The sequence below is a fragment of the Pseudomonas sp. UYEF17 genome (genome assembly GCF_040546125.1).
Lineage (GTDB): Bacteria > Pseudomonadota > Gammaproteobacteria > Pseudomonadales > Pseudomonadaceae > Aquipseudomonas > Aquipseudomonas putida_Z.
Window position 1 is genome coordinate 1 of sequence record NZ_JBEPNE010000027.1, and the last position, 25,222, is coordinate 25,222.

The window sequence follows — 25,222 nt, forward strand, 5'->3', positions numbered from 1 at the left end:
CCGCCTTTCTCTAAAGTTCTCAGGCCTTGTGTCGCGAAAGGGCCGCAACGCGGCCCCAGGATTTCAGCTTCGCACGGAAAATTGCCGGGGCCGCTTTGCGGCCCTTTCGCGACGCAAGGCCGCTCCTACAGGATCATCACAGCCCCATAGACCTATGCAGAACCTATGAGACGGCGATGTTCAGGGCGAAATCGGGTCACTCGCCGGGAAGGTCTCGTCCAGCGCATTGTCCACCGCGCTTTCCCCGGTCTTTTCACCACAGTGGCAATCAGGCATCCGGCACGGCTCGCCATTGCGATGCCCGCTGGCACAGGCCTCGCAGCAATACACCTTGCCTTCGAGCTGCAAGGCATTGGCATCCACGGTGCAGGAACAATGCGCACAGGCACAACGTACCTCGTTCATGGCTTGCTCTCCTCGTCATCGATCACATCATCGGCCCAGGGCTCTCCATCCAGCGGCGCGGAGCGGGCCAGTTCGGCTTCGTCCAGGCCTATGCCGCCGCCAATTTCGTTGGCCTCAACCCGCCGCAGGGTCTTGTCTGCAGGGCCGCCGCTGCCGCCCGGTTCATGCGGGTCGCGGGCACCGGTTTCATCCAGCAAGGTGTCCGGGCTCAGGTCGTCGTAAGTGACGTTGTCCTCGTGCAGGCTGTCGCTCAACGCCTCGCCGCCGGTCATGCCGCTTTCGGCCACGCGCCGCGGTGGGAACTCGCGGGCCACGTCCGCGGCCGGTCGCTCGTCACCCACACGCCCCTCGCGTTCATCCAGGCGCTCGTCGAAGTCCAGTTCATGCACGCTGCCCATGCGGTCTTCGGTGTCGTCGATTTCAGTGGGGGTATACGGCTTCGGTTCATCTGCTCGGGCCATGTGCGTTCTCCGTCAGGTGGCTTCATTCGGTCGACTGCACGAGATGCTGGAAGATTCAGAGTTTTTTTGAACTACCGCCCGGGCCGCTGCCTCCCAGATTAGAGACTGCGAACCGCCCGGAGCCCGCCATGGCCAAGCCCCTGCAGGAATATGCGCGCAAGCGCGACTTCAATGCCACGCCCGAGCCCAGCGGCAAGCGCAGCCGTGGCAAGCGGGCCCATGCGCTGCAGTTCTGCATCCAGAAGCACGATGCCAGCCACCTGCACTACGACTTCCGCCTGGAGCTCGATGGCACGCTGAAAAGCTGGGCCATCCCCAAAGGGCCGTCGCTGGACCCCAAGGTGCGCCGCCTGGCCGTGCACGTGGAGGACCACCCGCTGGACTACGCCGACTTCGAAGGCCATATCCCCGAAGGCCATTACGGCGCGGGCGACGTGATCGTGTGGGACCGGGGCATCTGGGAGCCCGAAGGTGATGCGCATGAGGCCTATGCCAAGGGCAAACTGCGTTTTCGCCTGCAAGGCGAAAAGCTCGGCGGTGTATGGAACCTGTTCCGCACCCACCTGGCCGGCAAGAAGGAGCAGTGGATGCTGGTCAAGTCGCACGACAGCCAGGCGCGCAGCGAAGCCGACTACAGCATCGTCGACGCCCAGCCCGACAGCGTGCTCAGCGACCGCACGCTGGTGCCGCGCAAGCCGGCAGCAAAAAAGGCCGCCGCGCCACGTCGCAAAACCACCAGCAAAGGCCGGAAGGTGCCGTTGCCGGCACAGCTGCAACCACAACTGGCGACCTTGGTCGACTCCCCGCCCAGTGGCGACTGGCGCTACGAGGTCAAGTTCGACGGTTACCGCATCCTTGCCCGCATCGACGGTGATGACGTGCGTCTGTTCACCCGCAATGGCCATGACTGGAGCGGCAAGATGCCCAGGCAGGTTGCCGCCTTGCGTGCGCTGGGCCTCGATTCGGCCTGGCTCGATGGCGAGGTGGTGGTGGCCGGCGAAGACGGCGCGGCGGACTTCCAGGCGCTGCAGAACGCTTTCGACACCGAGCATGACGAGCACATTACCTATTACCTGTTCGACCTGCCCTTCCTGGGCGGCCAGGACTTGCGTCAGTTACCGCTGCAGGACCGGCGCAACACTTTGCAGCAGTTGCTGGAACACAACGAATCGGACGTACTCAAGTACTCCGCCGACTTTGACCAGCCCGTCGATTCCCTGCTCGACAGTGCCTGCCGGCTGCAACTCGAAGGCCTGATCGGCAAGCGCGTCGACAGCCCCTACAGCGGCCGCCGCAGCCCCGACTGGATCAAGCTCAAGTGCAAGCAGCGCCAAGAGTTCGTGATCGTCGGCTACACCGACCCCAAAGGCAGCCGCAGCGGTTTCGGCGCCCTGCTGCTGGCCTTGCACGACAACGACAGCGGCGAGTTGCGCTATGCCGGCAAGGTCGGCACCGGCTTCAGTGCCACCACACTGGCCAGCATCCATGCCCGGCTGAAACCGTTGGAAATCGCCAGGCCGGCCCTGCCCAACCCGCCCACCGGGGCCGAAGCGCGGGGCGTGCACTGGCTGAAACCGCAACTGCTGGCCGAAGTCGCCTACGCCCAGATGACCCGTGACGGCATCGTGCGCCACTCGGTGTTTCACGGCCTGCGTGATGACAAACCGGCTACCGCCATCGACCTGGAGCGCAGCATGCCCGCCAAGACCCTGCCCAAGCGCAAGCAGGCCAAGGCCCCCGAGGCCTTGGGCGAGCTGCGCCTGACCCACCCCGAGCGGGTGGTCGACGCCACCAGCGGCGTTACCAAGCGCGAGGTCGCCGAGTACTACGCCGCCGTCAGCCAGTGGATACTGCCCCAGCTCGAGCACCGCCCGGTGGCGCTGGTGCGCGCGCCAGATGGCCTGGCCGGGGAGCTGTTCTTCCAGAAGAACGCCGGCCAACTGCATCTGCCCAACGTGCTCAGCTACGACAAGGCCGAGGCCGGCCAGGCGGCGATGGTCATCAACCGCGCCGACACCTTGCTGGGTGCCGTGCAGATGAACATGATCGAGCTGCACACCTGGAACGCCACCGACAAGGACTTCGACAAGCCCGACCGCTTCGTCCTCGACCTCGACCCGGACCCGGCGCTGCCGTGGAAGGCCATGCTCGAAGCCACTCAACTGGCCCTGACGCTGCTGGATGAACTGGGCTTGAAGGTGTTCCTCAAGACCAGTGGCGGCAAAGGCATGCACCTGGTCGTGCCCCTGACCCGGCGGGCCAGCTGGGATGAAGTCAAGGCGTTCAGCCACGGCATCGTCGATTACCTGGCCAGGCTGTTCCCCGACAGGCTCAGTGCCGTGTCCGGGCCCAAGAATCGCATCGGGCGCATCTTCATCGACTACCTGCGCAACGGCAAAGGCGCGACCACCGCCTGCGCCTATACCCTGCGCGCCCGCGAAGGCCTGCCGGTATCCGTGCCGATCTGGCGCGAGGAACTGCCGCAACTCAAGGGCGCCAACCAGTGGAACATCGGCAACGTGCTTGAACGCCTGGGCGAGGTGGACGACCCCTGGGCGGAGTATGGCAAGACAAGGCAATCGATCACCGTGGGCATGCGCAAGCAGCTGGGACTGGCCTGATGACGGCTTGCCTGCAGCGCTACGCCCGCAGTGCCTCACCAAGGAGCCGAGCCCATGAGCATCGTCCAGGATTTTGACCTGACCAACCTCGATCGCCTGCTGCGAGCCTTCAGCGAGCGGCAGCAACCGCTCAACCTGGATACCCAATTGCCGCAGCTGATCCAGGCACTGCAAGCCGACCACCTCGACCTGCTGCCCCTGCCCGGCCAGGGCAATACGCTACGCCGCTGGCAAACCCTGGCCCGGGTGGCAGGCTGTGACCTGGCCTTGGCCAAGCTGTACGAGGGCCACACCGACGCGTTGGCGATCCTAGCCGAATGCGCTGCGGCACACCACGCTGCCGAGGGTATATGGGGCGTGTGGGCCGCCGAACCGCCGGATGCCCGCGCCTGCATCGTCGCCCGAGATGGCGACCAGGTCCGCCTGGAGGGTCGCAAGGCCTGGTGCTCAGGCGCACTGCAGATCGACCGGGCGCTGGTCACGGCCTGGGACCAGCACGACCAGCCCCAGCTGGTGGCCATCGAACTGTCCCATCCCAGCCAGGGCCTTGCGATAGACCGCTGGCAGGCCATCGGCATGGCCACCACCGCCAGTGTCGAAGTCGAATTCCACCATACCCCTGGCATCGCCATCGGCCGCCCCGGGCAATACCTGTCACGCCCCGGGTTCTGGCATGGCGGCGCTGGCATTGCGGCCTGCTGGTACGGCGCCGCCGAAGCCCTGGCCGATTACCTGCGCGAACACTGCCGCAACCCCCGCCTCGACCCACATGCCGATGCTCACCTGGGCGCGGTCGACGCCGCCCTGTACGGCGCCAGGGCGGCACTGCGCGAATGCGCGGCGTGGATCGACCGCCAGCCAGGCGCAGACGCCAGCTTCGAAGTGCGCCGCACCCGCGCCCAGGTGGAACAGGCCGTGGAGCAGGTGATCCACCACGTCGGCCGGGCGCTGGGCGCCACGCCTTTCTGTCGCGACAACCACTTTGCCCGGCTGAGCGCCGACTTGCCGGTGTTCCTGCGCCAGAGCCATGCCGAGCGCGACCTGGCGGCGCTCGGCGAGCAGTTGGCACAACGGCCGGCGGGAGTCTGGCAGCTATGAGGCAGAACCTGATCCAGGCGAACAGCGGTACGCCGTGGGCGGCCTGGCAGCAGGCCGCGCACCTGGCCAGGGCCACCTGGATCACCCCGCAGCAGCTGTGCCCGCCAGGCCGCCGCCTGGTACTGCTGGCTCCGCACCCCGATGATGAAATTCTCATGGCCGGCGGGCTGCTGGCGGGCTTTCATGGCCGGGAAGACGACCTGGTGCTGATCTCCGCCACCGATGGTGAAGCCAGCCACCCCGGCTCTACCCACTGGAGCGAACACCGCCTGCGCCGGCAAAGGCCGCTGGAAAGCCGCCATGCGCTGCAACAGCTTGACCTCGACCTCGGCCGCCTGGACTGGCGGCGGCTCCACCTCAAAGACGGCGCGTTGCCACGTGACGAGGCGTTTCTGCTCAACCACCTGAGCCAGTTGCTCAGGCCTGACGACCTGCTGATGGCCACCTGGAGCGGCGATGGCCACTGTGACCACGAGGCAGTGGGCCGGGCTGCGGCGCAGGCGGCGCGGATGCGCAAGGTGCAATGCCTGGAGGTACCCGTGTGGGCCTGGCACTGGGCGCAACCGGATGACCCGCGCCTGCCTTGGCCGCGGGCCCACCGCATCCAGCTGGACGAGGCCAGCGTGGCCCGCAAGCGCAAGGCCCTGGCCGCCCATGTCAGCCAACTGGAGCCGGATGGCCAGCGCCCGCCCGTACTGCCGCCGAACTTGCTGGATTGTCTGCTGCAACCTTTCGAACTGGTGTTCCTGTAAATGGAGTTGTCATGAGCCTCGACCCACAGTATTTCGCCGACCTGTACGCCACCAGTGAAGACCCTTGGGCCTTTCGCACCCGCTGGTACGAAAAGCGCAAGCGCGAGCTGGTCATGGCCAGCCTGCCGCGCCAGTGCTACCAGCGCGTGTTCGAGCCGGCTTGCGCCAATGGCGAGCTCAGCGCCTTGTTGGCCGAGCGTTGTGCCAACCTGTTGTGCCAGGACCTGGACCCTACTGCGGTAGCGTTGGCCGGTGAACGCTTGGCTGGACTGAGCAATGTCTCGGTGGAACTGGCGCGGCTGCCCTCGGACTGGCCGCGTGGGCATTTCGACCTGATCGTGCTGAGCGAGGTGGGTTACTACCTCGACCCGACTGACTGGTTGCAGGTGATCGAACAGTCGGTGGCCAGCCTGACCTACGACGGCGGGCTGCTGGCCTGCCACTGGAAGCATCCCATAGCCGGTTGCCCGCAGGACGGGCGTGAAGTGCACCGCATGCTGGCCCGGCACCTTCCGCTGTATCTGCAGTTCCAGCATGACGAGGCGGACTTCGTGCTGGAGTACTGGGCCTCTCAGCCCAGCGTGGTCGACCTCGACGAGACCTGCCCATGATTGCCGTGGTGATCCCGGCCCACAACGAGGCCCGGCGCCTTGGGCGCTGCCTGCGGGCAGTACTGGCTGCCGCCCTGCAGGCGCAGCAGGCGGGGCACCAGGTGGAGGTGCTGGTGGTGCTGGACCGCTGCAGCGATGGCAGCGCCGCCGTGGCAAGGCGTTTCGGTGTACAGGTACTGACGGTGGATGCCGGCAACGTCGGCATGGCCCGCCGGGTGGGGGCGGCATACATGGTCGAGCGCGGCGCGCAGTGGCTGGCCTGCACCGATGCCGACAGCCGGGTGCCAGCGCACTGGCTGCTGTCGCAACTGGCCTGCGGGGCCGAGGTGGTGTGCGGAACGGTGCACGTCGAGTACTGGCAACCCTGGCAGACAGCGGCCTTGCGCAAGCTGTACCAAAGCCGTTACCAGGCACGTGAGGGGCATCGGCATGTGCATGGGGCCAATCTGGGTGTGTGTGCCGACGCCTATGATCGGGTGGGCGGCTTCCAGCCCCTGGCGGCGCATGAGGATGTGCAACTGGTCAGCGACCTGCAGGCCAGTGGGGCGCAGATCGTATGGACCGCCAGGCACAGCGTGGCCACCAGCAGCCGGCGCGACAGCCGCGCCCGCGAAGGGTTTGGCGATTATCTAACGGGGTTGCAGACGCAGGTTTGATGAGGCTTGTGTTCGCGTACGCATTTTGGGGCCGCGTTGCGGCCCTTCGCGGGCTTGCCCGCTCCCACAGGAACCGCGCATTTCTGAGCCTCGCACCAACCCTGTGGGAGCGGGCAAGCCCGCGAAGGGCTGCAAAGCAGCCCCAATCAAGCAGGCAAACATGGTTCACGACGCCTTGCGTGCCTTCTTCGCCGGCTTCTTGCCACCGAGGCTGCGCTTGAGCAGTTCGGTGAGGTCGAGGATGTCGGCGCTTTTCCCCGCTTCCGTCGCCTCGCCCTTCTCCACAGTCTCGATCTTGCCCTTGCTGGCCTTCTCTTCCACCAGGTCCATGATGGTCTGGCGGAAGGCATCGTGGTAATCCGCGGGCTTCCAGGGCCCGCTCATGTCTTCCACCAACCGCTTGGCCATGTCCAGTTCGCGCTTGTCCACCTTGGCCTCGGTGACGCTGCTGTCCAGTTCCAGCGTTTCCAGCCCGCGCACTTCTTCGGGCCAGCGCAGGGTGATCATCACCAGCGCATCATCCAGCGGGCGTAACAGCGCCAGGTGCTGTCGGGTGTGCAGCACCACCGTGGCCAGCGCCACCTTGCCGGTTTTTGCCAGGGTTTCCCGCAGCAAGGCGTACACCTTGCCGCCACGGCGGTCGGGGGTAAGGTAGTACGGCGTGTCGAAGTGCTGCAGCGGGATCTCGCTGGCCTCCACGAAGGAAAAGATATCGATCGTCTGGGTCGCCTCGGGCCGGGCCTTGCGGATTTCCTCCTCGCTGATCACCACGTAGCGGCCCTTCTCGAACTCGACGCCCTTGACGATGTTGTCCTTGTCGATTTCCTTGCCGGTGACCTTGTTCACCCGCTTGTAGCCGACCGGTTCCATGCTGCGCTTGTCTAGCCAGTCGAAATCGACCCGCTCGGTGCGCACCGCGGTGTTGAGGGCCACGGGGATGTGCACGAGGCCGAAACTGATGGCGCCTTTCCAGATTGCCCTAGCCATGGAGGTGCTCCCAGGTTGCCTGCCAATACCTGAATCGACTGCAACGGGCGGCGAAGGTTTAGCCGCCCCGCCCTACGGCAGCGGGTTGCCGCCGGTCACGCCGAACACCTCGCCGGTGATGTAGCTGGACTCCTGGCTGGCCAGCAACACATACACCGGCGCACATTCGGCGGGCTGCCCCGGTCGCTTCATCGGTGTATGTGCGCCGAAGTCGGGGATTTTCTCCGGTGGTTGGCCACCGCTGGGCTGCAGCACGGTCCAGATGGGGCCTGGGGCAACGGCGTTGACCCGGATACCGCGCTCGATCACCTGCTTGGCCAAGGCCTTGGTGAAGGCAACGATCGCGGCCTTGGTGGTGGCATAGTCGAGCAAGGTGGCCGAAGGCTGGTAGGACTGGATCGAGGCGGTGTTGATGATGGTCGCCCCCGCCGGCATCAGCGGCACGGCCGCCTGGCACAGCCAGAACAGCGCGTAGACGTTGGTTTTCAGGGTGTGGTCGAACTGCTCGTGGCTGACCTGGCTGATGTCCTTGCGCGCCTCCTGCTTGCCGGCGACGTTGACCAGGATGTCCAGGCCGCCGAGCTGCTCGTGGGCCTGGTCGGCCAGTTCCTTGCAGAACTGCTCGTCCTTCAGGTCACCGGCAATGGCCACCACCTTGCGGCCTTCGGCTTCGATCAGCTTGATGACTTCGCGGGCATCGGGTTGTTCGATGGGCAGGTAATTGAGGGCAATGTCGGCACCTTCGCGGGCGAAGGCAATGGCCACGGCCCTGCCGATGCCCGAGTCCGCGCCGGTGATCAGCGCCTTGCGCCCCGCCAGGCGGCCAAAGCCCTTGTAGGTGGTTTCGCCGTGGTCTGGTTCGGGCTGCATGTTGGCGTCCAGCCCTGGTGCTGGCTGGCCTTGGGCCGGGAACGGAGGGTGCGGGTACTGGGTCAGCGGGTTCTGCATGCTGAACTGGTCGTGCGGTTTGCTGGGCATGGGGGCCACTCCTCTGGTGAAACCGGTGTTGGCCCATTCGCGGGCTTGCCCGCTCCCACAGGTATTGAAACTGGTGGTAGTCCTGTGGGAGCGGGCAAGCCCGCGAAGGCCGTTCTACCGATTTCGAGGTAAACCGCCATCGATGGTTTTTTCCGACTGGCCCAAACACTGACCAGCGGTCGATACGTCACTCAAAGTGACTAGTTCCGTACCTCAGCTGCGTCGACATCTGGCGCATCCGGTGCATCTGGCGCGTCTGGAGCATCTGGCGCGTCGTCCACATCCGCCCTTGCAGCGTCTCTGGCTGCATTGGCAGCGACTTTTGCTTCGTCCCTGGCGGCATCTGCCGTAGCCCTGGCAGCATCTCTGGCGGCATCAGCTTCGTCTCTGGCTGCGTCGCGGGCAGCATCTGCCGCGGCCCTGGCAGCGTCTCTGGCTTCATCTGCGCCGGCTACGCCAGCAGCTTTTGCGGCGTCGCGGGCTGCATCCGCCTCGGCTCTGGCAGCGTCTCTGGCGGCATCTGCAGTAGCTTTTGCCGCATCCCGGGCGGCATCTGCCTCAGCCCTTGCAGCGTCTCTGGCTGCATCAGCATCGTCTCGGGCTGCGTCCCTGGCGGCATCTGCCGCATCGTTGTCGTTGTCGTTGTCGTTGTCATGCGCATCGCCTGGGCCTCTGCCGGCCATGCCACCATGGTCACCATCGCCGGCCCCCGGGCCACCATGGCCGCCATGACCGCCACCGCCGTCACCGCCGTCACCGCCGTGACCACTGCCTCCGCCACCGCTGCCACCACCGTGACCGCCACCGCCTCCAGAGCCACCGCTGCCACCACCGTGACCACCGCCGCCTCCAGAACCACCGCCGCCACTACCGTGACCGCCGCCGCCTCCAGAACCACCGCTGCCACCACCGTGACCGCCGCCACCTCCAGAGCCACCGCCACCGCCGCTGCCGCCGTGGCCACCACCACCGCCGCCGCTGCCACCGTCTTTGGCATACACGCTGGAGAAACTACCGATGTAGTCGGGCACCAGGACGGTCGAGGCCGACAGGACGCCACCTATTGCCAATGCCAACAAACATTTCTTGAGCAACATGATGCACCTCCGCTTGGAGTTGCGTCGTCATCTCCGTATCGAACGCAATGACCAATGAGTTCGCAACCGCCCATGGAGCGGACAGCCAACCGGCGCGGCCATAGATCTGCAGTGTCAGCGAGCAGCTTCGGTTTCGCACGATCCTTCAGAGCCAGTCAGCATCTTTGCGTGGGAAATATTCCCACATATTCAGACTAGTACTGTCTCCCTGAGTTCAAAGGACCGAATATCAGGCCAAGGTACGTTTCAGGACTGTTGGGGCCGCTTTGCGGCCCTTCGCGGGCGTGCCCGCTCCCACAGGAACCGCGCATATCCTGAGCATGGCACCAAACCTGTGGGAGCGGGCAAGTCGGGACGCCGAACCGCCGCGAAGGGCTGCAAAGCAGCCCCAATCAAGCTAGCAGTCACGCCTGGCTGAACAGCACCTGCCTGAAAGCCTCAGCCGCGAGGTGTACCTGCACCGCCCAGTCCTGCGCCGCGTCACTGCCGGCATCATCGGAAATGTATTTCAGGCACACGAACGGGATGCCTTCGCCGCGTGCGATCAGCGCCAGCACGTAGGCTTCCATGTCGACCACGTCATAAGGTGCATCGCCATGGTTGATCTCGAAGCTGTCGCCGCTGCCGCAAGTCTCCAGGGCCAGGCCGGGGATTTGCGCCCCATGCTCCAGCACCACCGGGATGTCCGACAGAGGCGTCTGGTAGCGGGCGAAGCCCAGCGGGGTCACGTCCATGTCGCGCTGCACGAAGCGGGTACAGCACACCACCTCGCCCTTGCCATGGCGCTGGCTGCCGGCCGAGCCGAGGTTGACGATCAGCCTGGGCCGGCGCGCGGCAATGGCCTTGGTCAGGGCGATGGCGGCATTGACCTTGCCGATGCCGGTGAACACGGTGTTGACGTCAGCGAATACATCGCCGGCCTCGGCTTCTAGGGCGAAGACAAACAACGTGTCGTCCAGGGGAATGTCGGGGAATTGCTTGATCAGCATCATGGCGCAGGTGGTTCCGAGTGGCTGCGAAAGGCGCGGCCATTTTCGGCAAACCCCGACTAATTGCAAGCCCCGGCGGCCACCACGGCCCGTAACGCCTGCGCCCTGCCCAGGCCGGCAGCGCTGGCCTGAGCCAGGCATTGCAGTTGCTGATCGGCATGGGTGCCGTCACGCAGCAGGCGTTGTGCATGGTGAAAGGCGCGCTCGGCGTCTGCGGTGTCGATCGGCAACTGCTCCTGCAGCTGGGCCAACCAACCTTCGGCCGTGACCGGCTGTTGCTCATGCAGGCCAATGAACTCGCCCTGGCGCCCATGACGCATGGCGCGCCAGTAGTTTTCCTGGGTGATCCAGCGCTGTTCGCGGTTGCAGGCCGCCGGGTCATGCCGGTACACGATGCTGTGCTCCACCAGGTGACGAAACAGCGCAGCGATGCACAGCGCGTCCTCCAGCCGCGGGCAGCCATCGCAGATGCGCAGCTCCACCGTCGGGAAGCGCCGCGAAGGCCGAATCGCCCACCAGAAGTCGCCATCCGCGGCCAGCGACCCTGTGCGTTGCAGCAATGCACGGTAGCGCTCGTAGGCGGCCCAATCCGGCAAAGGCTCGGGCAAGCCCATGTGCGGCCACTCCCCGCAAATCACCCGCCGATAGCTCATGTAGCCGGTGCACTGGCCTGCCCACAGCGGGGATGACGCACTCAGCACCAGCAACAGGGGCAACCAGCCCAGTACGCGGTTGATCAATTGCATGCGGTCGCAACCTGGCGGTACGCCCACGTGTACATGCAGGCCGTTGAGCAGGCTGCGCCGCGCCACATGCCGGTAGTCAGCGAACAGTTGCTGGTAGTGCGCCGGGGTAGCAGGTTTCTGCCGCAGCCAGGCGGCATTGGGGTGGCTCGCCGCACCGTACAGGCCCATGCCCTCTTCGGCCAGCGCTGTGTTCAGCTGCTGGCGGCTGTGCTGGAAGAACTCGCGTGCCTCGAACAGGTTGGCGAACACCGGCGAGGCCACCTCGATCTGGCTGCGGAACATTTCCTGGGCAAAATGCTGGCCCAAGGTCTCCTTGCAACGCTCCAGCACGGCCGGCGAAGGTGTAGCTGGCACCTGTCCTGTGTCCAGGTTCACCAGCAGGTATTCTTCCTCGATGCCGAACGTGCAGGGTCGGGCCATGCTGCCTCAGCTGTTGCGGGTAACTGTGAGCACCACCGCAGCGATGCGCTCGACCTGCTCGTAACCGGGTTCGTTCAGTTGCTCGCCGAACACGTCCGGGTCGATTTCCCGATACACCCAGGACCATGCCGGGCCCGCCAGGCGCAGGCGAATGGCTTCGAGCAAGGCGTCCCGGCCTTCGACGATCGCCACGCCGGTATACAACAGTAGCGAGCCCCCCGAGCCGAGCCGCTCGCAGGCTTGTTCGACGATCCGCAGCGAAAGCTGCGCGCCGAGCGAACCGCCGCCATGCCGATAGGTACGTTCGCTGGCATCGAGCATGTACGGCGGGTTGGCAACGATAAGGTCGAACAGCCCGGTAATGCCGCCGAGCAGGTCACTTGGCTCCACGGACACATTGCTCAGGCCCGCCAATGCCGCGTTGATCGCGGTGTAACGCAGCGCGAGCGGGTTGATATCCACGGCGCTGACCTGGGCATGGGGAGCCGCCCGGGCAATCAGCAAGGCGCCGACACCCGTGCCGCAACCGATATCCACGGCATGCTCGACACGCTTCGGCGTGCGTTGCAGGTGATCATGGATGACCTGGGCGAAACGGTAACTGTCGGGGCCGAAAAACACCGCGTCGGATTGTTGGGTGGGGTACGCAGAGTGCACCAGCAGCAGGTCGTCGAGCGTGGACCAGCGCACGCGGCTGACCAGCAAATCACCGTGCTCCTCGAGTACCTGGGCCTGCCGCATCTGGTCCAGCTCATCGGCAGAAACCAGTGACGAACGGAACGGACGGTTCCAGCCGAACACATCGCGCACTGTCCTGGCCTGCCCGGCTTCCGGGCGCGCATTCACGCGAGCATGGGTTGCCGGGGTGACGCAAGTGAAGCGGTAGCCGTCGGCGCGCAAGCGCCTGCCTAGTTGCAGCATTGCCTGGTCAGCCTGGGTCTGTTGCGGATCGAGCAGCATCAGCGGGTGATCTCCTGAACAAGGCCGGTAGCACGCATATAGCGCCGAGTGGCCAGCAAGCCTTCCGGTGTTGCATGGCGGTTACCGGACATCGTGTCGATCAAGGTCTCGATATCGGCGTCCGCTGCAGGAGTGGAAAGCGCATCATCCGATTGCACTTGCACCTCCCAGCTGCCAGGCAGCACGCGGCGCCCCCGGGCTTGCCAACCTGCCGCGATCCAGTCGTGCCATAGTTGTTTTTCATACGCCGTGAACACGCCATACATCGGTGCCGAGGGGCCGTCGATGAGCCCCCACCAGCGGCTGTTGGCGGGTGCTTCACCACGGCGGATCCAGCCCTGCGCCTGCAAGGCCTGCAGAAACGCGGGCATGGCGCCGGGTTCGGCCAGCCATTGGTTGACGGTACGCTTTTGCAGGCGGCAATGGTCGGAATGCATGAACTGGCCAAAATTGCGCTTGTGCTCCAGTGCCGCCAGCAATTCGGATTCAAGATCGAAGCTGCTGATCAGGCTGGGTGTATCAAGCCCCAGGTCGTTCAAGCGGTACCCACTGCGCACCCGCTGGTAGAACTGGCCAGCGTCGTCGGCTGGGCAGAGTTGGCGTAGCGCCTGGATGGACAGATGCGCATGCCCGCTGGCCGCGTTGTCGATGGTCACGTGAAGCTGGAAATAATGGCCATCGATGCCCAGTTCCGCCAGTTCGTAGGTGGTGATCAGCAGATGCAACGGTGGTTGTTCATAGCCCAGGTTGTAGCCGATCAGCTCGGGAAGAAAATCATCGCCGTGACGCCCCAATGCCAGCTGCAAGGCGCCCTGCAGGTAACGCTGGTCGTCTAGTTCAGGCATACCCAGGCAACCCAACCGGCTCAACAGCCGTTGGTAGATCAGCACATGGTTGCAGCGCGGATCACCGCCGCCCAGTTCTTCCAGGTAGGTGCGAATCAGGCCGTGATAGCGCGGATCGCCCCACTGTCGCAAGGTGCTGTGCAGCCATGCCCCGTCCACTGCCTTGGTGGGCGCCACTTGTTGCAGGAACCACAACGCCTGGGCGCGGTTGGCGAAATAGCGCCGCGGTGCGCCTTGGCGGCGTTGCTCGAGGTAACTGGCATAGGCCTCGGCCACCTGGCTTGCATGGCTAGCGCTCCAGGCTTCCAGCTGAGCAGGGTCGGCAGGCAGGTCATCCGGCAAACGCTGCGCGCGTGCCAATTGTTCGCTCAGCCACGCCGCGCTCGTGGTGTCGTGGGCCACGAGCAACTTGTGGTAACGCTCCTTCAGGCTTGGCCCATTTGCCGAAGCTGGTATCACCGCGGCGGTCTTGCGGGTCATTACCGTCATGCCGTAGTCCTTGTCCGCGTTTTATTGGCTGGGTTTCTGGCCAGGCATCGGCTCAGGGTCCGGCGCAGGTTGGGGAGCAGGTTTGTCGCCGGGTTGCTGCATCTGCAGCGAAGGTTTGCTTTGGTCGGCATCCTTTGCCGGGTGGTCGTTGTCTCGGTCGAAACAGCCACCCAGCAAGCCAAGCGTGCCCACCAGCGCTATGAGAGGGATCAATCGCATGGGGTTCTCCTCATGTGCAGAATCGCAGTGCCCGATCACCCGGGCACTGCGTAGCCTCACTTACGAACGGCCGCCCTTGCGGCCCGATTCGCTGGTACGGCCACCACCGGATTGCTGGCCGCCCTTGCGCCCAGCTTCGGAGGCTTTTTCGCGGTCATTGGCAAAGTTGCCCGGGTTCTTGTTGCCACCTTGGCTGCCTTGCTGGTTGCCGGTGCGGCTGTTCTCTTTGTTGGCCATGGTCTTAAACCTCGTATGACTTCGGAATGCACGGCATTACCTGCCGTACACCAGTTGGGAGTTCGGTCATTTCGGCGGATTCGGTTTAATGCGAAGCGTTCGGACCAACGGCATTAAATAAGCGGCATCAGCATATTTGGCGCGCCTGTCAGTCGCGCGATGTGGTTTCCAGGCGTGCCTGTCGCCTTCCCAGCAAACCTCCGGTCATCGCCCAGCCCAAAGCAATCAGCGTACCGATCAACATCGCCAGTTGCGGGTACTCGCCCATCACATCCAGCCCCCGCTTGACCCAGCCGCTGAGCGCATCACCGCCCCGGTAGACCACGGTGTCGATGAAGTTCTTGGCCTTGTACTTGTCCTCGGCGGGCAGCACGGTGAACAGCATCTCCCGCCCCGGCCGCACCAGCGCGTACTCACCGGCCCGGCGCACCACCATCACCACCACGAACACGGCGAACACCGGGGCCAGTGCCAGCCACAGGAAGCCCGCAGCCATCACCAGCGGCACCGCCACCAGCAGCACGCCCACCCCCAGGCGGCGGGCCAGGCGCCCGGTGAGGAACACCTGGGTGAGGATGGCCAAGGCCTGTACCACGGTGTCGATCAGGCCGAACACCTGGGTTTGCCGGGTACGGTCGGTGAAGGTTTCACTGACGATGCGTGCCTGTTCGAAATACAGGAAGGTGCTGGCACTGGCGAGCAACACCACGAACAGGGCAATGCCCAGCAGGTAGGGCGAGCGCAGTACGGCAGTGGCACCGGCAAACGGGTTGCCGCCCAGTGGCCGGGAACCTGCCCGCTCGGCTTGCGCCGGCAGTGGATGCCGCGTTCGCCAGCGTTGCAGGTACAACGTGGCGCCAATGCTGCCCAGCAGCAACGCCGCGGCCAGCACCAGCAACCCGGCATGGCCCAGCGGCGCCACCAGCAGCGTGCCCAGGATGGGGCCACTGAGCCCGCCCAGGCTGGCCCCGGCCGCCAGCAGGCCGAACAGGCGCTTGCCTTGCGCGGTGGAAAACAGGTCGGCGAGCACGCTCCAGGCCAGCGAGATGCTCAGCAGGTTGAACACCGACAACCAGATGTAGAAGGCCCGAGCCGTCCACGATGCTTCCGGATTGCGGGCAAACAGCACGGCGAACAGCAGCAGGTTGCTGGCGAAAAAGCCGTAGGTCCAGGGCAGGATGTACCGGCGCTGCACCTTGGAGGCCAGCCAGCCAAACAACGGCAGGCACGCCAGGGTGGCGATGAAGGTGCCGGTGAACAGCCATTGCAGGTTGTCCACGCCACCGGCAACGCCCATGGTTTCGCGCACCGGGCGCAGCATGAAATAGCCAGTGAACAACAGGTAGAACAGCAGCAAACCGGCGATCACCGCCGGCCCTTCGCCGGGCTGGATGTTCAGCCCCTGGTCCAGGCGCCGCCGCCAGGCTGCCATGGTGTCAGGCAAACTGCTTGATCAGCGCCTGTTGCTGCGCCTGGGTCAGCAACGGCCCGTGCCCGGCCTTGAGCTGGTCAAGTTGGCGCTCGGGCCGGCTGGTCGCGGGGATGACCGTGGTCACCGCCGGGTGACTGATGGCGAACTTGAGAAAGAGCTGCGCCCAGCTGCCGATACCTGCCTCTGCGGCCCAGCCGGGCAAGGCCTGGTCCTTCACCCGGGCGAACAGGCGGCCATCGTCGAATGCCCGGTTGATCAGCACGGCGACGCCCTTGTCCTGGCACAGCGGCAGCAGTTCGCGGGCGGCGTCGGGGGCATTGACCGAGTAGTTGATCTGGATGAAGTCCAGCGGTTCGCTGCGCACGATGCGGGCGACCTCGTCCTGGCCACTGTTCAGGTAATGGGTGATGCCGACATAGCGGGTCTTGCCCTGCTGCTTCAACTCGCGGGCATAGGGCAGCTGGGCCTGCCAGTCGCGCAGGTTGTGGATCTGCAGCAAGTCGACCTTGTCGGTGCGCAGGCTCTCGAGGCTGCCGGCCCATTGCGCTTGGGCGTCTGCCCGGCTGTCGGCGGCGATCTTGGTGGCGATGAAGCACTGCCGGTGCCAGCCGCCCTCTTCCAGCAGCTGGCCGAGAATGCTGTCGGCGCCGCCGTAGTTGGGCGAGGTGTCGATGACTCGGCCACCGCCTTCGAAGAACGCCTTCAGTACAACTTTCAGCTGCTGGTACTGGGCCGAACCGGCTTGCACTTCGAAACTGCCGGAGGTACCGGCACCGATCACCGGCAGCGCTTCACCGGTGCTCGGCACGTTGCGGGTCAGCAAGCCCGCCGGGGCAGCGGCGTGCAACCAGGGGCTGGCGGCCAGCAAGCCCAAGGTAGCACCCGCACGTAGGACATCACGACGTGCGTACATGGAAAAGCTCCCGTCACGAAGCGGAAACTTTCAAGGCTAGCCGCTGTACCCCACTGCGCCCGGTGTTTCTGTATCTGGATGTTTAGCGATCAGGCTTGCAGCAGCAGGCTCAGGTCGACACCCGTCTCGCTCATGGGCGGGCACCAGTAGTATCCACCGGTCAGTGGCCGGCTGAAGCGGTACAGGCCGTCGATGATGCCGTCCTCCAGGCCGCTCATGCGCCGCAGCTGCACCTCGAACGCATCGAAGCTGTGGCCCAGGGCCACGAACGCCAGGCCAGCGCCACGTTGGTCTGCCCAAGCCACCGAACGACGGACGATGAACGCTTCTGGTTCGAAGCTTTCCTGGGCCGTGCGCTTGACGTGGGCGGACTCGGGGGCGTCGTCGAGCTCTTCGTTGTCGCTGAGGCGGCGGCCGATGATGTTGTCCTGGTCGGCCTGGGGCAGCGACTTGAAGTACTCCAGGTCGTGCTTCCACAACTGGAACGCGGCAAAGCTGGAGCCATCGGCGCCAATGGCCGCTTGCACGGCCTCTTCGTCCACCGGGTTTTCGGTGCCGTCCTCATAGCCGGTCAGGTCATGGCCGCCACGGTGCAGGAAGCCATCGACGCTGTCGGCCAGGCGCAGGGCCGGAGCCAATGCCAGCTCAATGGCCTGGGCCCGCAGCAGCAGGTCACCGCGCTCGTTGCCACGCAGCCACAGCCACAGGGCGTGTTGGGTGCTGGGGTTCTCCACTGCAGCATCCAGCTGCGGGAAGGCGCGCAAGCCAGGTACTTCACGGCCCAGGGCCTTGGCCAGCGGGGCGCCGACACCCAGGATCAGCTGTTCGCCATCGACCTGCGGCAGCAAGGCATCCAGGGTGGCAGGCAGGGCCTCTGGCGACTGCAGGGTGAAGAACAGGTGACGGGCGTGGGCCGGCACCGGGGTGGCAAGCAGACCTTGCTGGAACGGCATGACAGGCTAATCCTCGGTAAAAACGGGAATGCTACTGCGCCTGCAGGCCTACTGCAACGCGGCATACAGCCTCGCTGGCCGCTGCGCTTGGTAACAAACGGTTACCAAGGGCTGGCGCTTTGCAATTAGCTATCAATCAGGGCCGACCTACACTCCTCGGGATCCTTCGCCCGAGAGACCGCCCATGACCGCATCACCTTTGCTCACCGCCTTTCTGCCGCTGGCCTTGGGCATCATCATGCTCGGCCTCGGGTTATCGCTGACCCTGGCCGACTTCGCCCGCGTGGTGAAATACCCCAAGCCGGTGGTGGTAGGCCTGGTTTGCCAGATCCTGCTGCTGCCGCTGGTGTGCTTCCTGATTGCCAACGGCTTTGGCCTGGAGTCGGCCCTGGCGGTGGGGCTTATGTTGCTGGCCGCCTCGCCTGGAGGCACCACGGCCAACCTGTTCAGCCACCTGGCCCATGGCGATGTGGCGTTGAATATCACCCTGACGGCGGTCAACTCGCTGATCGCGATCCTGACCATGCCACTGCTGGTGAACCTGTCGCTGAGCTGGTTCATGGCATCGGACCAGGCCATACCACTGCAATTTGCCAAGGTGATGCAGGTGTTCGCCATCGTCCTGCTGCCGGTGGCGCTGGGCATGCTGGTTCGCCGCTTCGCACCCGCTTTCGCCGCGCGCATGGAGAAGCCGATGAAGCTGGTGGCCGCGTTGTTCCTGGCGTTCACCATCGTCCTGGCGCTGGCCAAGGACTGGCAGACCGTGGTTGCGTACGCGCCGGTGGTGGGCCTGGCCGCGCTGCTGTTCAACCTGCTGAGCCTTAGCGTGGGCTACTGGGTGCCGCGCCTGCTGAACATTCCCAAGCGCCAGGCGATTGCCATCGGCATGGAGATCGGCATCCACAACGGCACCTTGGCGATTGCCCTGGCATTGAGCCCTTCGCTGCTGAACAACGCCACCATGGCGGTGCCGGCGGCGCTGTACAGCCTGATCATGTTCTTCACCGCGGCGGCGTTTGGCTGGTGGGTGAGCCGCGGGCATGTGGCGGCGCAGCCCAAGGGTGAAACAGTGAACTGAGGGCCTTTCCACGTACCCTGTGGGAGCGGGTTTACCCGCGAAGAATCCAACTCGGTGCATGGCACCGGCTGCGCCGGTGTTCGCGGCTGAAGCCGCTCCCACAGGGTCCCTGCTGACTCAATGAGTCATGTGCAGTTGCATCATCGTGGGCTGCTCTGCCAGTCCCTGTCACAACTGGCTGCGCTTACGCCGCAACTGCTGTTTCAGCACCTTCAACGGCGGTGCATAGAAAAACCCGAACGACACACTCCCCGTGCGCCCCTTCACCGCATGATGCAACCGGTGCGCGCGATGCAAACGCTTTAGGTAGCGGTTGACCGGCCGTGGCTTGCATGGCCAGTGCCGATGAAAGAACCCGTCGTGGGCCACGACATACAGCACGCCATACCCCGCCACCCCGCCGCCCACCCACTGCAAGGGCGCATAACCACCCTTGCCAAGGGCCACCAGCAGCGTGGCGATAAGCCCCAGGGCCACCAGGTACAGGTCATTGGTTTCGAGCATGCCCAGTTGCGGCTCATGGTGCGAGCGGTGCAGCCACCAGCCCCAGCCATGCATGATGTACTTGTGAGCCAGCGTGCCAACGCCCTCCATGGCCACCAGGGTGCCGAACAGCACGGCGAGATTGAACAGCATGGAACGGTCCGGGGGATGGCAAGGGAAGGCGCAAGGGTACCGATTGCCCGCATTTTTTTCCATGCAGGCGTGACCGGTTGCAGGCCCATTGCGGATGAAGCCATTGTCATGTTTTTGCCCTTGACCTGGCCTGCCACGGGGCGTAAGGTCCGCGGCGCAATTTTGCATCCCTGAACAGGAGACCTGCATTGGACAGTAGCCCCAGTCGCATGCGACAGGCCCACGTGGCGCGCTAGTCCGGCAGTGTCTCTGCACTGTCTGGCCGGCCTGGCAAGACGGTGGTTTCTTGTAATCCCCCTCTTCTTCCTCCCCCTTCGTGGTCCTGCGCATTTTCTGGTTTTTCAACCGCGCCAGCTGATGGCGTTCTTGCGGGCGTGTGCCCGTGGAAGAGGTTTGCTATGGATTGGAAAGTATTTCTGCTGCGTGTCAGCATCGCCCTGCTGCTGGGGGCGCTGATCGGCGCCGAACGTCAACTGCGCCAGCGCCTGACCGGGCTGCGCACCAATGCACTGGTCAGCACCGGTGCCTGCCTGTTCGTGCTGATGACCCAGGCGGTGCCGGGCATGGCGCCCACCGATGCGTCGCGTATCGCCGCGTACGTGGTATCGGGCATCGGTTTTCTTGGTGGCGGCGTGATCATGCGCGACGGGTTCAACGTACGTGGCCTGAACACCGCCGCCACGCTGTGGTGCACGGCCGCGGTCGGCGTGCTGTGCAGCCTCGGGCTGCTGCTGGAAGCGACGCTGGGTAGCCTGGTGGTGCTGTGTGCCAATATCCTGTTGCGTGACATTGCCCAGCGCCTGGACCGCCAGGAAGTGGTGCCGGCCAGCGAGGTGGAACAGCACTTCGAGGTGCGCATCGTCTGCCGCGCCGAGGACGAGATCCAGGTCCGCAGCCTGATGTTGCATAGCCTGGGCGACCCGCAGCTGCGCCTGCAGTCACTGCACAGCGAAGACCTGGCGAACCCCGCACGCCTGGAAGTACGCGCCGAACTGCTCGGCACCGCGCAGGCACCAGCACAACTGGAGCGGTTGGTCAGCCGGGTCAGCCTGGAGAAAGGTGTAAGCTCGGTGCGCTGGCAATTGCAGCCGCAGGTGCTGGCGGCAGACTAGAACGAAAGGACTTCTTCATGCGCATTCGCCCTACCCTCGAGCAAGACATTCAATGGCTGCCGGGCGTCGAACGCTCGGCTGCCCAGGCCTTTGCCGCCCGGCCGGCGCTGGCATGGCTGGCGCAAGGAGATGTGATGGACTGCGGCACCCATCAGGCATTTGTCGAAGCTGGCGGGAGCTGGGTGGCCGAGGGGCCGGATGGGCGCATTCTGGGGTTTGCCTGTGCCCGGTTCGAGGATCAGGCGCTGCATCTTCATGAAGTTTCGGTGCGTCGGGAGGCCCAGGGGCAAGGCGTCGGGCGCAAGCTGCTGCAGCAGGTGGCCGATGCGGCGCGCCAGGCGGGGGTGCGGGAGCTGACCTTGACCACCTTTGCCGATGTGCCGTGGAATGCGCCGTTCTATGCGCGGTTGGGGTTCGAGGTGATTGATGAGGGGCTGCTGGATGCACGCTTGCAGCAGATTCTGGCCGAGGAGCGTGCTCATGGGCTTGAGGGCCGTTGTGCGATGCGCCTTGGCGTAGATAACTAGACCCCCGGGGCTGCTTTGCAGCCCATCGCCGGCAAGCCAGCTCCCACAGGTAATGTGCATCTCTTTGGCACTGCGCGGTCCCTGTGGGAGCAACTGTCTTGCTCAAATTCTAAAAGTTGGCGCGATTCCCTGTGGGAGCGGCCTTGTGTCGCGAAAGGGCTGCAAAGCAGCCCCAGCAATTTCAACTATTGCGCATCAATCCTGGGGCCGCGTTGCGGCCCTTTCGCGACACAAGGCCGCTCCCACAGGTACAGCGAAAACCTAGAGATCAACGCTGTACCCGTGGGAGCTGGCTTGCCGGCGATGGGGCCGGTGCAGGCAACCCGGGGCCTTCATTCATCTACACTCACCACCGAACTTTCTGCCACACAATACCCATCCCGCCCCTGGCGCTTGGCTTGGTACAGCGCCGCATCCGCTGCCGCCATCAGGCGCTCGGCCGTCACTCCCTCCCGCGCCAGGTCACCCACGGCAATCCCCGCACTGAACGACACCCGCCCCAGTGGGCTGCCCGCATGCTCCAGCGGCTGCCGACGCAACAGCTGTTGCACTTCCTGCACCAGCAGTTCCGCCCCGCGAACATCGGTATCAGGCAGCAGCAATGTGAACTCCTCGCCGCCATAGCGTACAGCCAGGTCGGCCGGCCGCTTCAGTGCCTGCTGCAGCACCTCGGCAAAGCGCCGCAGACACTGGTCGCCCGCGGGATGCCCGTATCGGTCGTTGTAGGCCTTGAAGTAATCCAGGTCGAGCATCACCAGCGCCAGCGGATAGCCCTGGCGTCGCGCCCGGCGTAGCTCCGGCTCGAACACTGCATCCAGCCGCCGGCGGTTACCCAGGCCGGTCAGGCTGTCGGTCAGTGCCAGGGCCTTCAGGGTCTGGTGTGCCTGGTGCAGCGCCCGCTCGATGACGATACGCTCGCGCAACTGGCGCAACACCACGCCACCAAAGGCCGCCAACCCCACCAGCAACAGCAGCAAGACCGCCACCGACTTGATCGCATCGTGCCGCCAGGGCGCGACGATCGACTCCCGCGACAAACCCGCCTCCACTACCAACGGGTAGCTGCCCAGCGCGCGAAAGCCATACAGCCGTGGCGTGCCGTCCACCACGGCGACCGCCTCGGCCACCCCTTCGCTTGCATACGGCAGGTGCTTGCGGAAGATCTCGCTGCTGCTCAGGCTGCGGCCCACCACCTGCTCGACGAACGGCCGCCGTACCAGGATGGTGCCGTCGCGCTTGGCCAGCACCAGCGCGCCACGTTCGTCGATCTTGAAGTCGCCGTAGTAACGCACGAACCACTCCACCTTGATGGTGCCCAGCAACACCCCGGCGAAGCTGCCATCGGCATATTGCAGGCGCCGTGAAATGGGGATGATCAGGTCGCCAGTGGAACGGCTGCGCACCACCGAACCGATGTGTACCCCACGGTCGGTATGGTCGCGGTGGTAGATGAAGTAGTCGCGGTCGGCATTGTTGGCATTGGGCGGGACTACCGCCTGGTCGGTCACGATCCAGCTGCCATCCGGGCCATACACGAACAACCCGTGCAACTGCGGCATGATGCTTTTCTGCTGCACCAGCAAGGTATGCAGACGCGGCCGGTCGATGTGCTCGAAGCCGTCGCCTTCCAGGCGCTCGGCCAGCGCCGCGGTAATTGCGTCGACCTGGCGGATGGCGTCTTCGGCATGCTGCGCCGTGGCCCGGGCCAGGTTGGTGACCATGTTTTCGGCGTTGGTGAAGGCGTGCCGGTAGTCGCGCCAAATACGCCAGCCTTCCACCACGACGAAGGCCAGCATCACCACCAGCATGAACGCCAGTACCAGGCGGAACAGCGCCACGGCGCGGCCCTCGCCTGTTATCGCGAAGAATCCGTCTTCATCCTGTTTCCTGGCTGCACACATTGAAATCCCTAGCCACACCGCCTTCGCCGCCCTTCACTATAGTTCAGCACCACCTGGGCGCAGCCGGCCAGGAAAAAGATTAAACCTTTGCCGCCCATTCACCCTCAACCGTACGCGACACTGAGGTCGCGCCACGGTTTAAGGAGTGAAGCATGAGCAGTCTCTTCATCAAGCGCGTCGGTTTTTCGATGGTGTTGGGCCTGGCATCGGTACACGCGATGGCGGCGAGTTCCGATGACTTCGTCGAAGCGGCCACCGAGGCCGGTATTGCCGAAGTGGTCACCGGCAAGCTGGCTTTGGAAAAAACTCAGAATGCCGAAATCAAGACCTTCGCCCAGCAGATGGTCACCGACCACACCCAGGCCAATCAGAAACTCGGCGACATCGCTCGCAAGCTCGATATATCCGTACCCGATGAGGCGGCAATAACCGACAAGGTCAAGAAAATGATCCTGGAATGGCGGGAGGAGTCGTTTGACAAGTCCTACGTCAACAACCAGGTCGACGCTCACGAAAAGGCAGTGGAGCTGTTCAAGAAGGAAGCGGCATCTTCTGACAAGGCTGAATTGAAGGCCTTTGCCAGCGAAACCCTGCCCAAGCTAGAACAGCATCTGGAGCATGCCAAGGCGCTTCAGGCCAAACACGCCAAGTGAGGGCCGCCATGAGTAACGATGCATTGAAAGCCGAAGTGCTGACTCGCCTGCTGCATGCTCACCCCCAGGGTCTCGGCAAGGAAGTGCTGGACAACTACCGGGGCGAGAAGGCCGTGGCCGGTATGCTCAAGACGCTGCAGGAGGCCGGTTTGATTCAGGATGGCAGCGTGGCGGTGAGCAGCGACCACCAGATCAGTGTGAACTACCCCATCAAACTCTCGGCTGCGGGCGTGGAGGCAGCCAGACAAGCCGAAGACTGAGCGCTCTCCCTCCCGCCCAACCTTGTCGCACAGGGAACAAGGTTCGAGAGCGTGTCACATTCCCTGTGGGAGCGGGCGTGCCCGCGAAGGGCCCAGCGCGGTGTATGGCACCGGCTACGCCGGTTCGCGGGCATGCCCGCTCCCACAGGGCCTCTTCGCAGCTACTGCGCCGCGTTGGCGGCAGACAACTGCGACTGACACTGGTGCAACGCCTCGTCTCGCGCCTTGAGCTGCTCTTCAAGCTGCTGCAACTGGCGAGCCTGTTCCGTGCACAAGTCGCGCCTGGCCTCCAGATTCTGGGCCTGCACATCCAGCTGCCGACGCATTTCCTCGCTGGCACCCTGCGCCTGGGCCAGGATCGTGCGCAAGCCCTGGATCTGCGCATCACGCTGTTCCAGTAATTCATCCTGCGCCCTGCAGGCGCTGGCAGCCTGGCGATGCTCACCCAGCAAGCGCTCGTTGTCGCGGTGCAGGCGGGTCAGCTCGTCCTGCTTGACGATCATGCCCTGCTGCAGTTGGCGTACTTCCACCTGCAACTGTTGCAGTTGCGCTTCGTGGCGGCGCTGTTCCTGTTCACGCTGTTCGCGGCTGGCGTTGCGGTAGTGTTCCAGCGCATCGCGGGCATGACGGTGCTTGTCTTCCAGTGATTTGACCTGCTCGTCCTTGTCGGCCAGGCGCACCTGCAGCTCGCCCAGCGATTGGTTGAGGCTGGCACTGCGCAGCTGTTCGGCCTGCAGGGTGCTTTGGGTGGAGAGCAGTTTCTCCGATTCGGCCGCCAGCGCGGCCGCGTCGATCTGATGCTGCTGATGCGCCGCAGCCAGTGCCTGCTGGGCAATCGCCAGCTGCGCCTCCAGTTGTTCGCGCTGTCGAGTGAAGGCGCTTTCGGCCTGCTCGATCTTCAGGTCGGCCTCGTCCTGCAACTGGGTTGCCAGCTGCCCGACCATTCGGCTCAGCACGTCGCTCAGCGCAATGCCGCCCTCGGCGGCCACAGGCTGCTGGCCATTCAACTCTTTCAGGTAACGGTGAATCGTGGTCTTGGAGCCGGTGTTGCCCAGTTCGATACGTATGGCATCGATGCTGGGGTTCTCGCCTCGGGCAATCAGCGCCTGACGCGCCTGCTGCACTACAACCTTGTTGATACCGCCCCGGGCCATGCTTGCTCCTACGATTTTGTAACGTGTTATGT

At 64.6% G+C, this 25,222-nt stretch carries 26 protein-coding genes and 1 pseudogene; 10 read left to right on the top strand and 17 right to left on the bottom strand.

Translation table 11 applies throughout. The annotated features are described in order from the left end of the window. Positions 1-180: 180 nt before the first annotated feature. Together ABIB24_RS25200 and ABIB24_RS25205 are read right to left on the bottom strand one after the other, a co-directional pair. On the bottom strand, positions 181-405 hold the full coding sequence (locus ABIB24_RS25200) for a metallothionein (protein WP_025339091.1): 225 nt from the start codon (positions 403-405) through the stop codon (positions 181-183). Continuing rightward, positions 402-866, bottom strand: coding sequence for a phosphotransferase system, HPr-related protein (locus tag ABIB24_RS25205; RefSeq protein WP_085589667.1), 465 nt, complete (start codon positions 864-866; stop codon positions 402-404). Before ABIB24_RS25205 ends, ABIB24_RS25200 begins: the two co-directional genes overlap by 4 nt. Before the next feature lie 128 nt (positions 867-994). Between ABIB24_RS25205 and ligD the strand changes: the two genes are divergently transcribed. Genes ligD through ABIB24_RS25230 form a run of 5 tightly spaced genes read left to right on the top strand, consistent with a single transcriptional unit; the run spans position 995 to position 6,604 of the window. Further along, the gene (ligD, locus tag ABIB24_RS25210) at positions 995-3,487 is read left to right on the top strand and encodes a DNA ligase D (RefSeq protein WP_137163912.1); all 2,493 of its coding nucleotides are present in this window, start codon (positions 995-997) and stop codon (positions 3,485-3,487) included. Between the two features lie 54 nt (positions 3,488-3,541). Beyond that, complete coding sequence (locus ABIB24_RS25215) at positions 3,542-4,585, top strand: acyl-CoA dehydrogenase family protein (protein WP_286918771.1); 1,044 nt, start codon at positions 3,542-3,544, stop codon at positions 4,583-4,585. Beyond that, the gene (locus ABIB24_RS25220) at positions 4,582-5,337 is read left to right on the top strand and encodes a PIG-L deacetylase family protein (RefSeq protein WP_354317491.1); all 756 of its coding nucleotides are present in this window, start codon (positions 4,582-4,584) and stop codon (positions 5,335-5,337) included. The genes ABIB24_RS25215 and ABIB24_RS25220 overlap by 4 nt, the downstream gene beginning before the upstream one ends. Before the next feature lie 11 nt (positions 5,338-5,348). Next, positions 5,349-5,948, top strand: coding sequence for a class I SAM-dependent methyltransferase (locus ABIB24_RS25225; protein WP_137163909.1), 600 nt, complete (start codon positions 5,349-5,351; stop codon positions 5,946-5,948). Continuing rightward, the gene (locus tag ABIB24_RS25230) at positions 5,945-6,604 is read left to right on the top strand and encodes a glycosyltransferase family 2 protein (RefSeq protein WP_137163908.1); all 660 of its coding nucleotides are present in this window, start codon (positions 5,945-5,947) and stop codon (positions 6,602-6,604) included. The genes ABIB24_RS25225 and ABIB24_RS25230 overlap by 4 nt, the downstream gene beginning before the upstream one ends. 165 nt (positions 6,605-6,769) lie before the next feature. Here the strand turns inward: ABIB24_RS25230 and ku are convergent, their stop codons facing one another. The 12 genes and pseudogenes from ku to ABIB24_RS25290 form a co-directional block, all read right to left on the bottom strand. Further along, positions 6,770-7,591 carry a non-homologous end joining protein Ku gene (gene ku / locus ABIB24_RS25235; protein WP_354317494.1) on the bottom strand — a complete coding sequence of 274 codons (822 nt, stop codon included), beginning with the start codon at positions 7,589-7,591 and terminating at the stop codon, positions 6,770-6,772. Positions 7,592-7,663: 72 nt separating this feature from the next. Continuing rightward, a complete protein-coding gene (locus ABIB24_RS25240) occupies positions 7,664-8,569 on the bottom strand; it encodes an SDR family oxidoreductase (RefSeq protein ID WP_137163906.1) in 906 nt (301 codons plus the stop codon). Between the two features lie 451 nt (positions 8,570-9,020). Further along, positions 9,021-9,566: a hypothetical protein gene (locus tag ABIB24_RS25245; RefSeq protein WP_170978842.1), complete on the bottom strand. Its 546-nt coding sequence runs from the start codon at positions 9,564-9,566 to the stop codon at positions 9,021-9,023. 504 nt (positions 9,567-10,070) lie between these two features. Further along, entirely contained in the window at positions 10,071-10,658 is a 588-nt protein-coding gene (locus ABIB24_RS25250; RefSeq protein WP_274078900.1) for a 5'-methylthioadenosine/S-adenosylhomocysteine nucleosidase family protein, read from the bottom strand. Positions 10,659-10,714: 56 nt separating this feature from the next. Further along, complete coding sequence (locus tag ABIB24_RS25255; RefSeq protein ID WP_025339079.1) at positions 10,715-11,821, bottom strand: carboxylate-amine ligase; 1,107 nt, start codon at positions 11,819-11,821, stop codon at positions 10,715-10,717. A 6-nt stretch (positions 11,822-11,827) separates the two neighbouring features. Further along, on the bottom strand, positions 11,828-12,781 hold the full coding sequence (locus ABIB24_RS25260; RefSeq protein ID WP_274078899.1) for a methyltransferase: 954 nt from the start codon (positions 12,779-12,781) through the stop codon (positions 11,828-11,830). Then, positions 12,781-14,115, bottom strand: a complete 1,335-nt coding sequence (locus ABIB24_RS25265) for an iron-containing redox enzyme family protein (protein ID WP_274078898.1) — start codon at positions 14,113-14,115, stop codon at positions 12,781-12,783. The genes ABIB24_RS25260 and ABIB24_RS25265 overlap by 1 nt, the downstream gene beginning before the upstream one ends. 21 nt (positions 14,116-14,136) lie before the next feature. Next, positions 14,137-14,334 carry a hypothetical protein gene (locus ABIB24_RS25270; RefSeq protein WP_003259932.1) on the bottom strand — a complete coding sequence of 66 codons (198 nt, stop codon included), beginning with the start codon at positions 14,332-14,334 and terminating at the stop codon, positions 14,137-14,139. Between the two features lie 60 nt (positions 14,335-14,394). After that, positions 14,395-14,514, bottom strand: a pseudogene (locus ABIB24_RS25275) (con-10 family general stress protein); the annotation flags it as partial. 205 nt (positions 14,515-14,719) lie between these two features. Continuing rightward, on the bottom strand, positions 14,720-16,003 hold the full coding sequence (locus ABIB24_RS25280) for an NTP/NDP exchange transporter (RefSeq protein ID WP_354317498.1): 1,284 nt from the start codon (positions 16,001-16,003) through the stop codon (positions 14,720-14,722). Between the two features lie 4 nt (positions 16,004-16,007). Further along, the gene (locus ABIB24_RS25285) at positions 16,008-16,916 is read right to left on the bottom strand and encodes an aldo/keto reductase (protein WP_354317500.1); all 909 of its coding nucleotides are present in this window, start codon (positions 16,914-16,916) and stop codon (positions 16,008-16,010) included. Between the two features lie 89 nt (positions 16,917-17,005). Then, complete coding sequence (locus ABIB24_RS25290) at positions 17,006-17,869, bottom strand: Dyp-type peroxidase (protein WP_354317502.1); 864 nt, start codon at positions 17,867-17,869, stop codon at positions 17,006-17,008. Between the two features lie 184 nt (positions 17,870-18,053). Here ABIB24_RS25290 and ABIB24_RS25295 point away from each other — a divergent pair, with 184 nt between their 5' ends. Then, complete coding sequence (locus tag ABIB24_RS25295) at positions 18,054-18,947, top strand: bile acid:sodium symporter family protein (RefSeq protein WP_025339072.1); 894 nt, start codon at positions 18,054-18,056, stop codon at positions 18,945-18,947. 168 nt (positions 18,948-19,115) lie between these two features. Here the strand turns inward: ABIB24_RS25295 and ABIB24_RS25300 are convergent, their stop codons facing one another. Continuing rightward, positions 19,116-19,583: a sterol desaturase family protein gene (locus ABIB24_RS25300; protein WP_274120551.1), complete on the bottom strand. Its 468-nt coding sequence runs from the start codon at positions 19,581-19,583 to the stop codon at positions 19,116-19,118. Positions 19,584-19,981: 398 nt separating this feature from the next. Here ABIB24_RS25300 and ABIB24_RS25305 point away from each other — a divergent pair, with 398 nt between their 5' ends. Together ABIB24_RS25305 and ABIB24_RS25310 are read left to right on the top strand one after the other, a co-directional pair. After that, complete coding sequence (locus tag ABIB24_RS25305) at positions 19,982-20,695, top strand: MgtC/SapB family protein (RefSeq protein WP_013972648.1); 714 nt, start codon at positions 19,982-19,984, stop codon at positions 20,693-20,695. A 17-nt stretch (positions 20,696-20,712) separates the two neighbouring features. Beyond that, entirely contained in the window at positions 20,713-21,222 is a 510-nt protein-coding gene (locus tag ABIB24_RS25310) for a GNAT family N-acetyltransferase (protein WP_025339069.1), read from the top strand. 332 nt (positions 21,223-21,554) lie between these two features. Here the strand turns inward: ABIB24_RS25310 and ABIB24_RS25315 are convergent, their stop codons facing one another. After that, positions 21,555-23,123 carry a sensor domain-containing diguanylate cyclase gene (locus ABIB24_RS25315; protein ID WP_238066343.1) on the bottom strand — a complete coding sequence of 523 codons (1,569 nt, stop codon included), beginning with the start codon at positions 23,121-23,123 and terminating at the stop codon, positions 21,555-21,557. 152 nt (positions 23,124-23,275) lie between these two features. Here ABIB24_RS25315 and ABIB24_RS25320 point away from each other — a divergent pair, with 152 nt between their 5' ends. After that, positions 23,276-23,776, top strand: coding sequence for a DUF4142 domain-containing protein (locus ABIB24_RS25320; protein ID WP_075045201.1), 501 nt, complete (start codon positions 23,276-23,278; stop codon positions 23,774-23,776). 8 nt (positions 23,777-23,784) lie between these two features. Continuing rightward, positions 23,785-24,036 carry a hypothetical protein gene (locus ABIB24_RS25325; protein WP_075045200.1) on the top strand — a complete coding sequence of 84 codons (252 nt, stop codon included), beginning with the start codon at positions 23,785-23,787 and terminating at the stop codon, positions 24,034-24,036. A gap of 161 nt (positions 24,037-24,197) precedes the next feature. On the opposite strand, the gene ABIB24_RS25330 is transcribed toward ABIB24_RS25325, so the two are convergent. Next, the gene (locus ABIB24_RS25330) at positions 24,198-25,190 is read right to left on the bottom strand and encodes a DNA-binding protein (protein WP_137163896.1); all 993 of its coding nucleotides are present in this window, start codon (positions 25,188-25,190) and stop codon (positions 24,198-24,200) included. Positions 25,191-25,222: the final 32 nt, after the last annotated feature.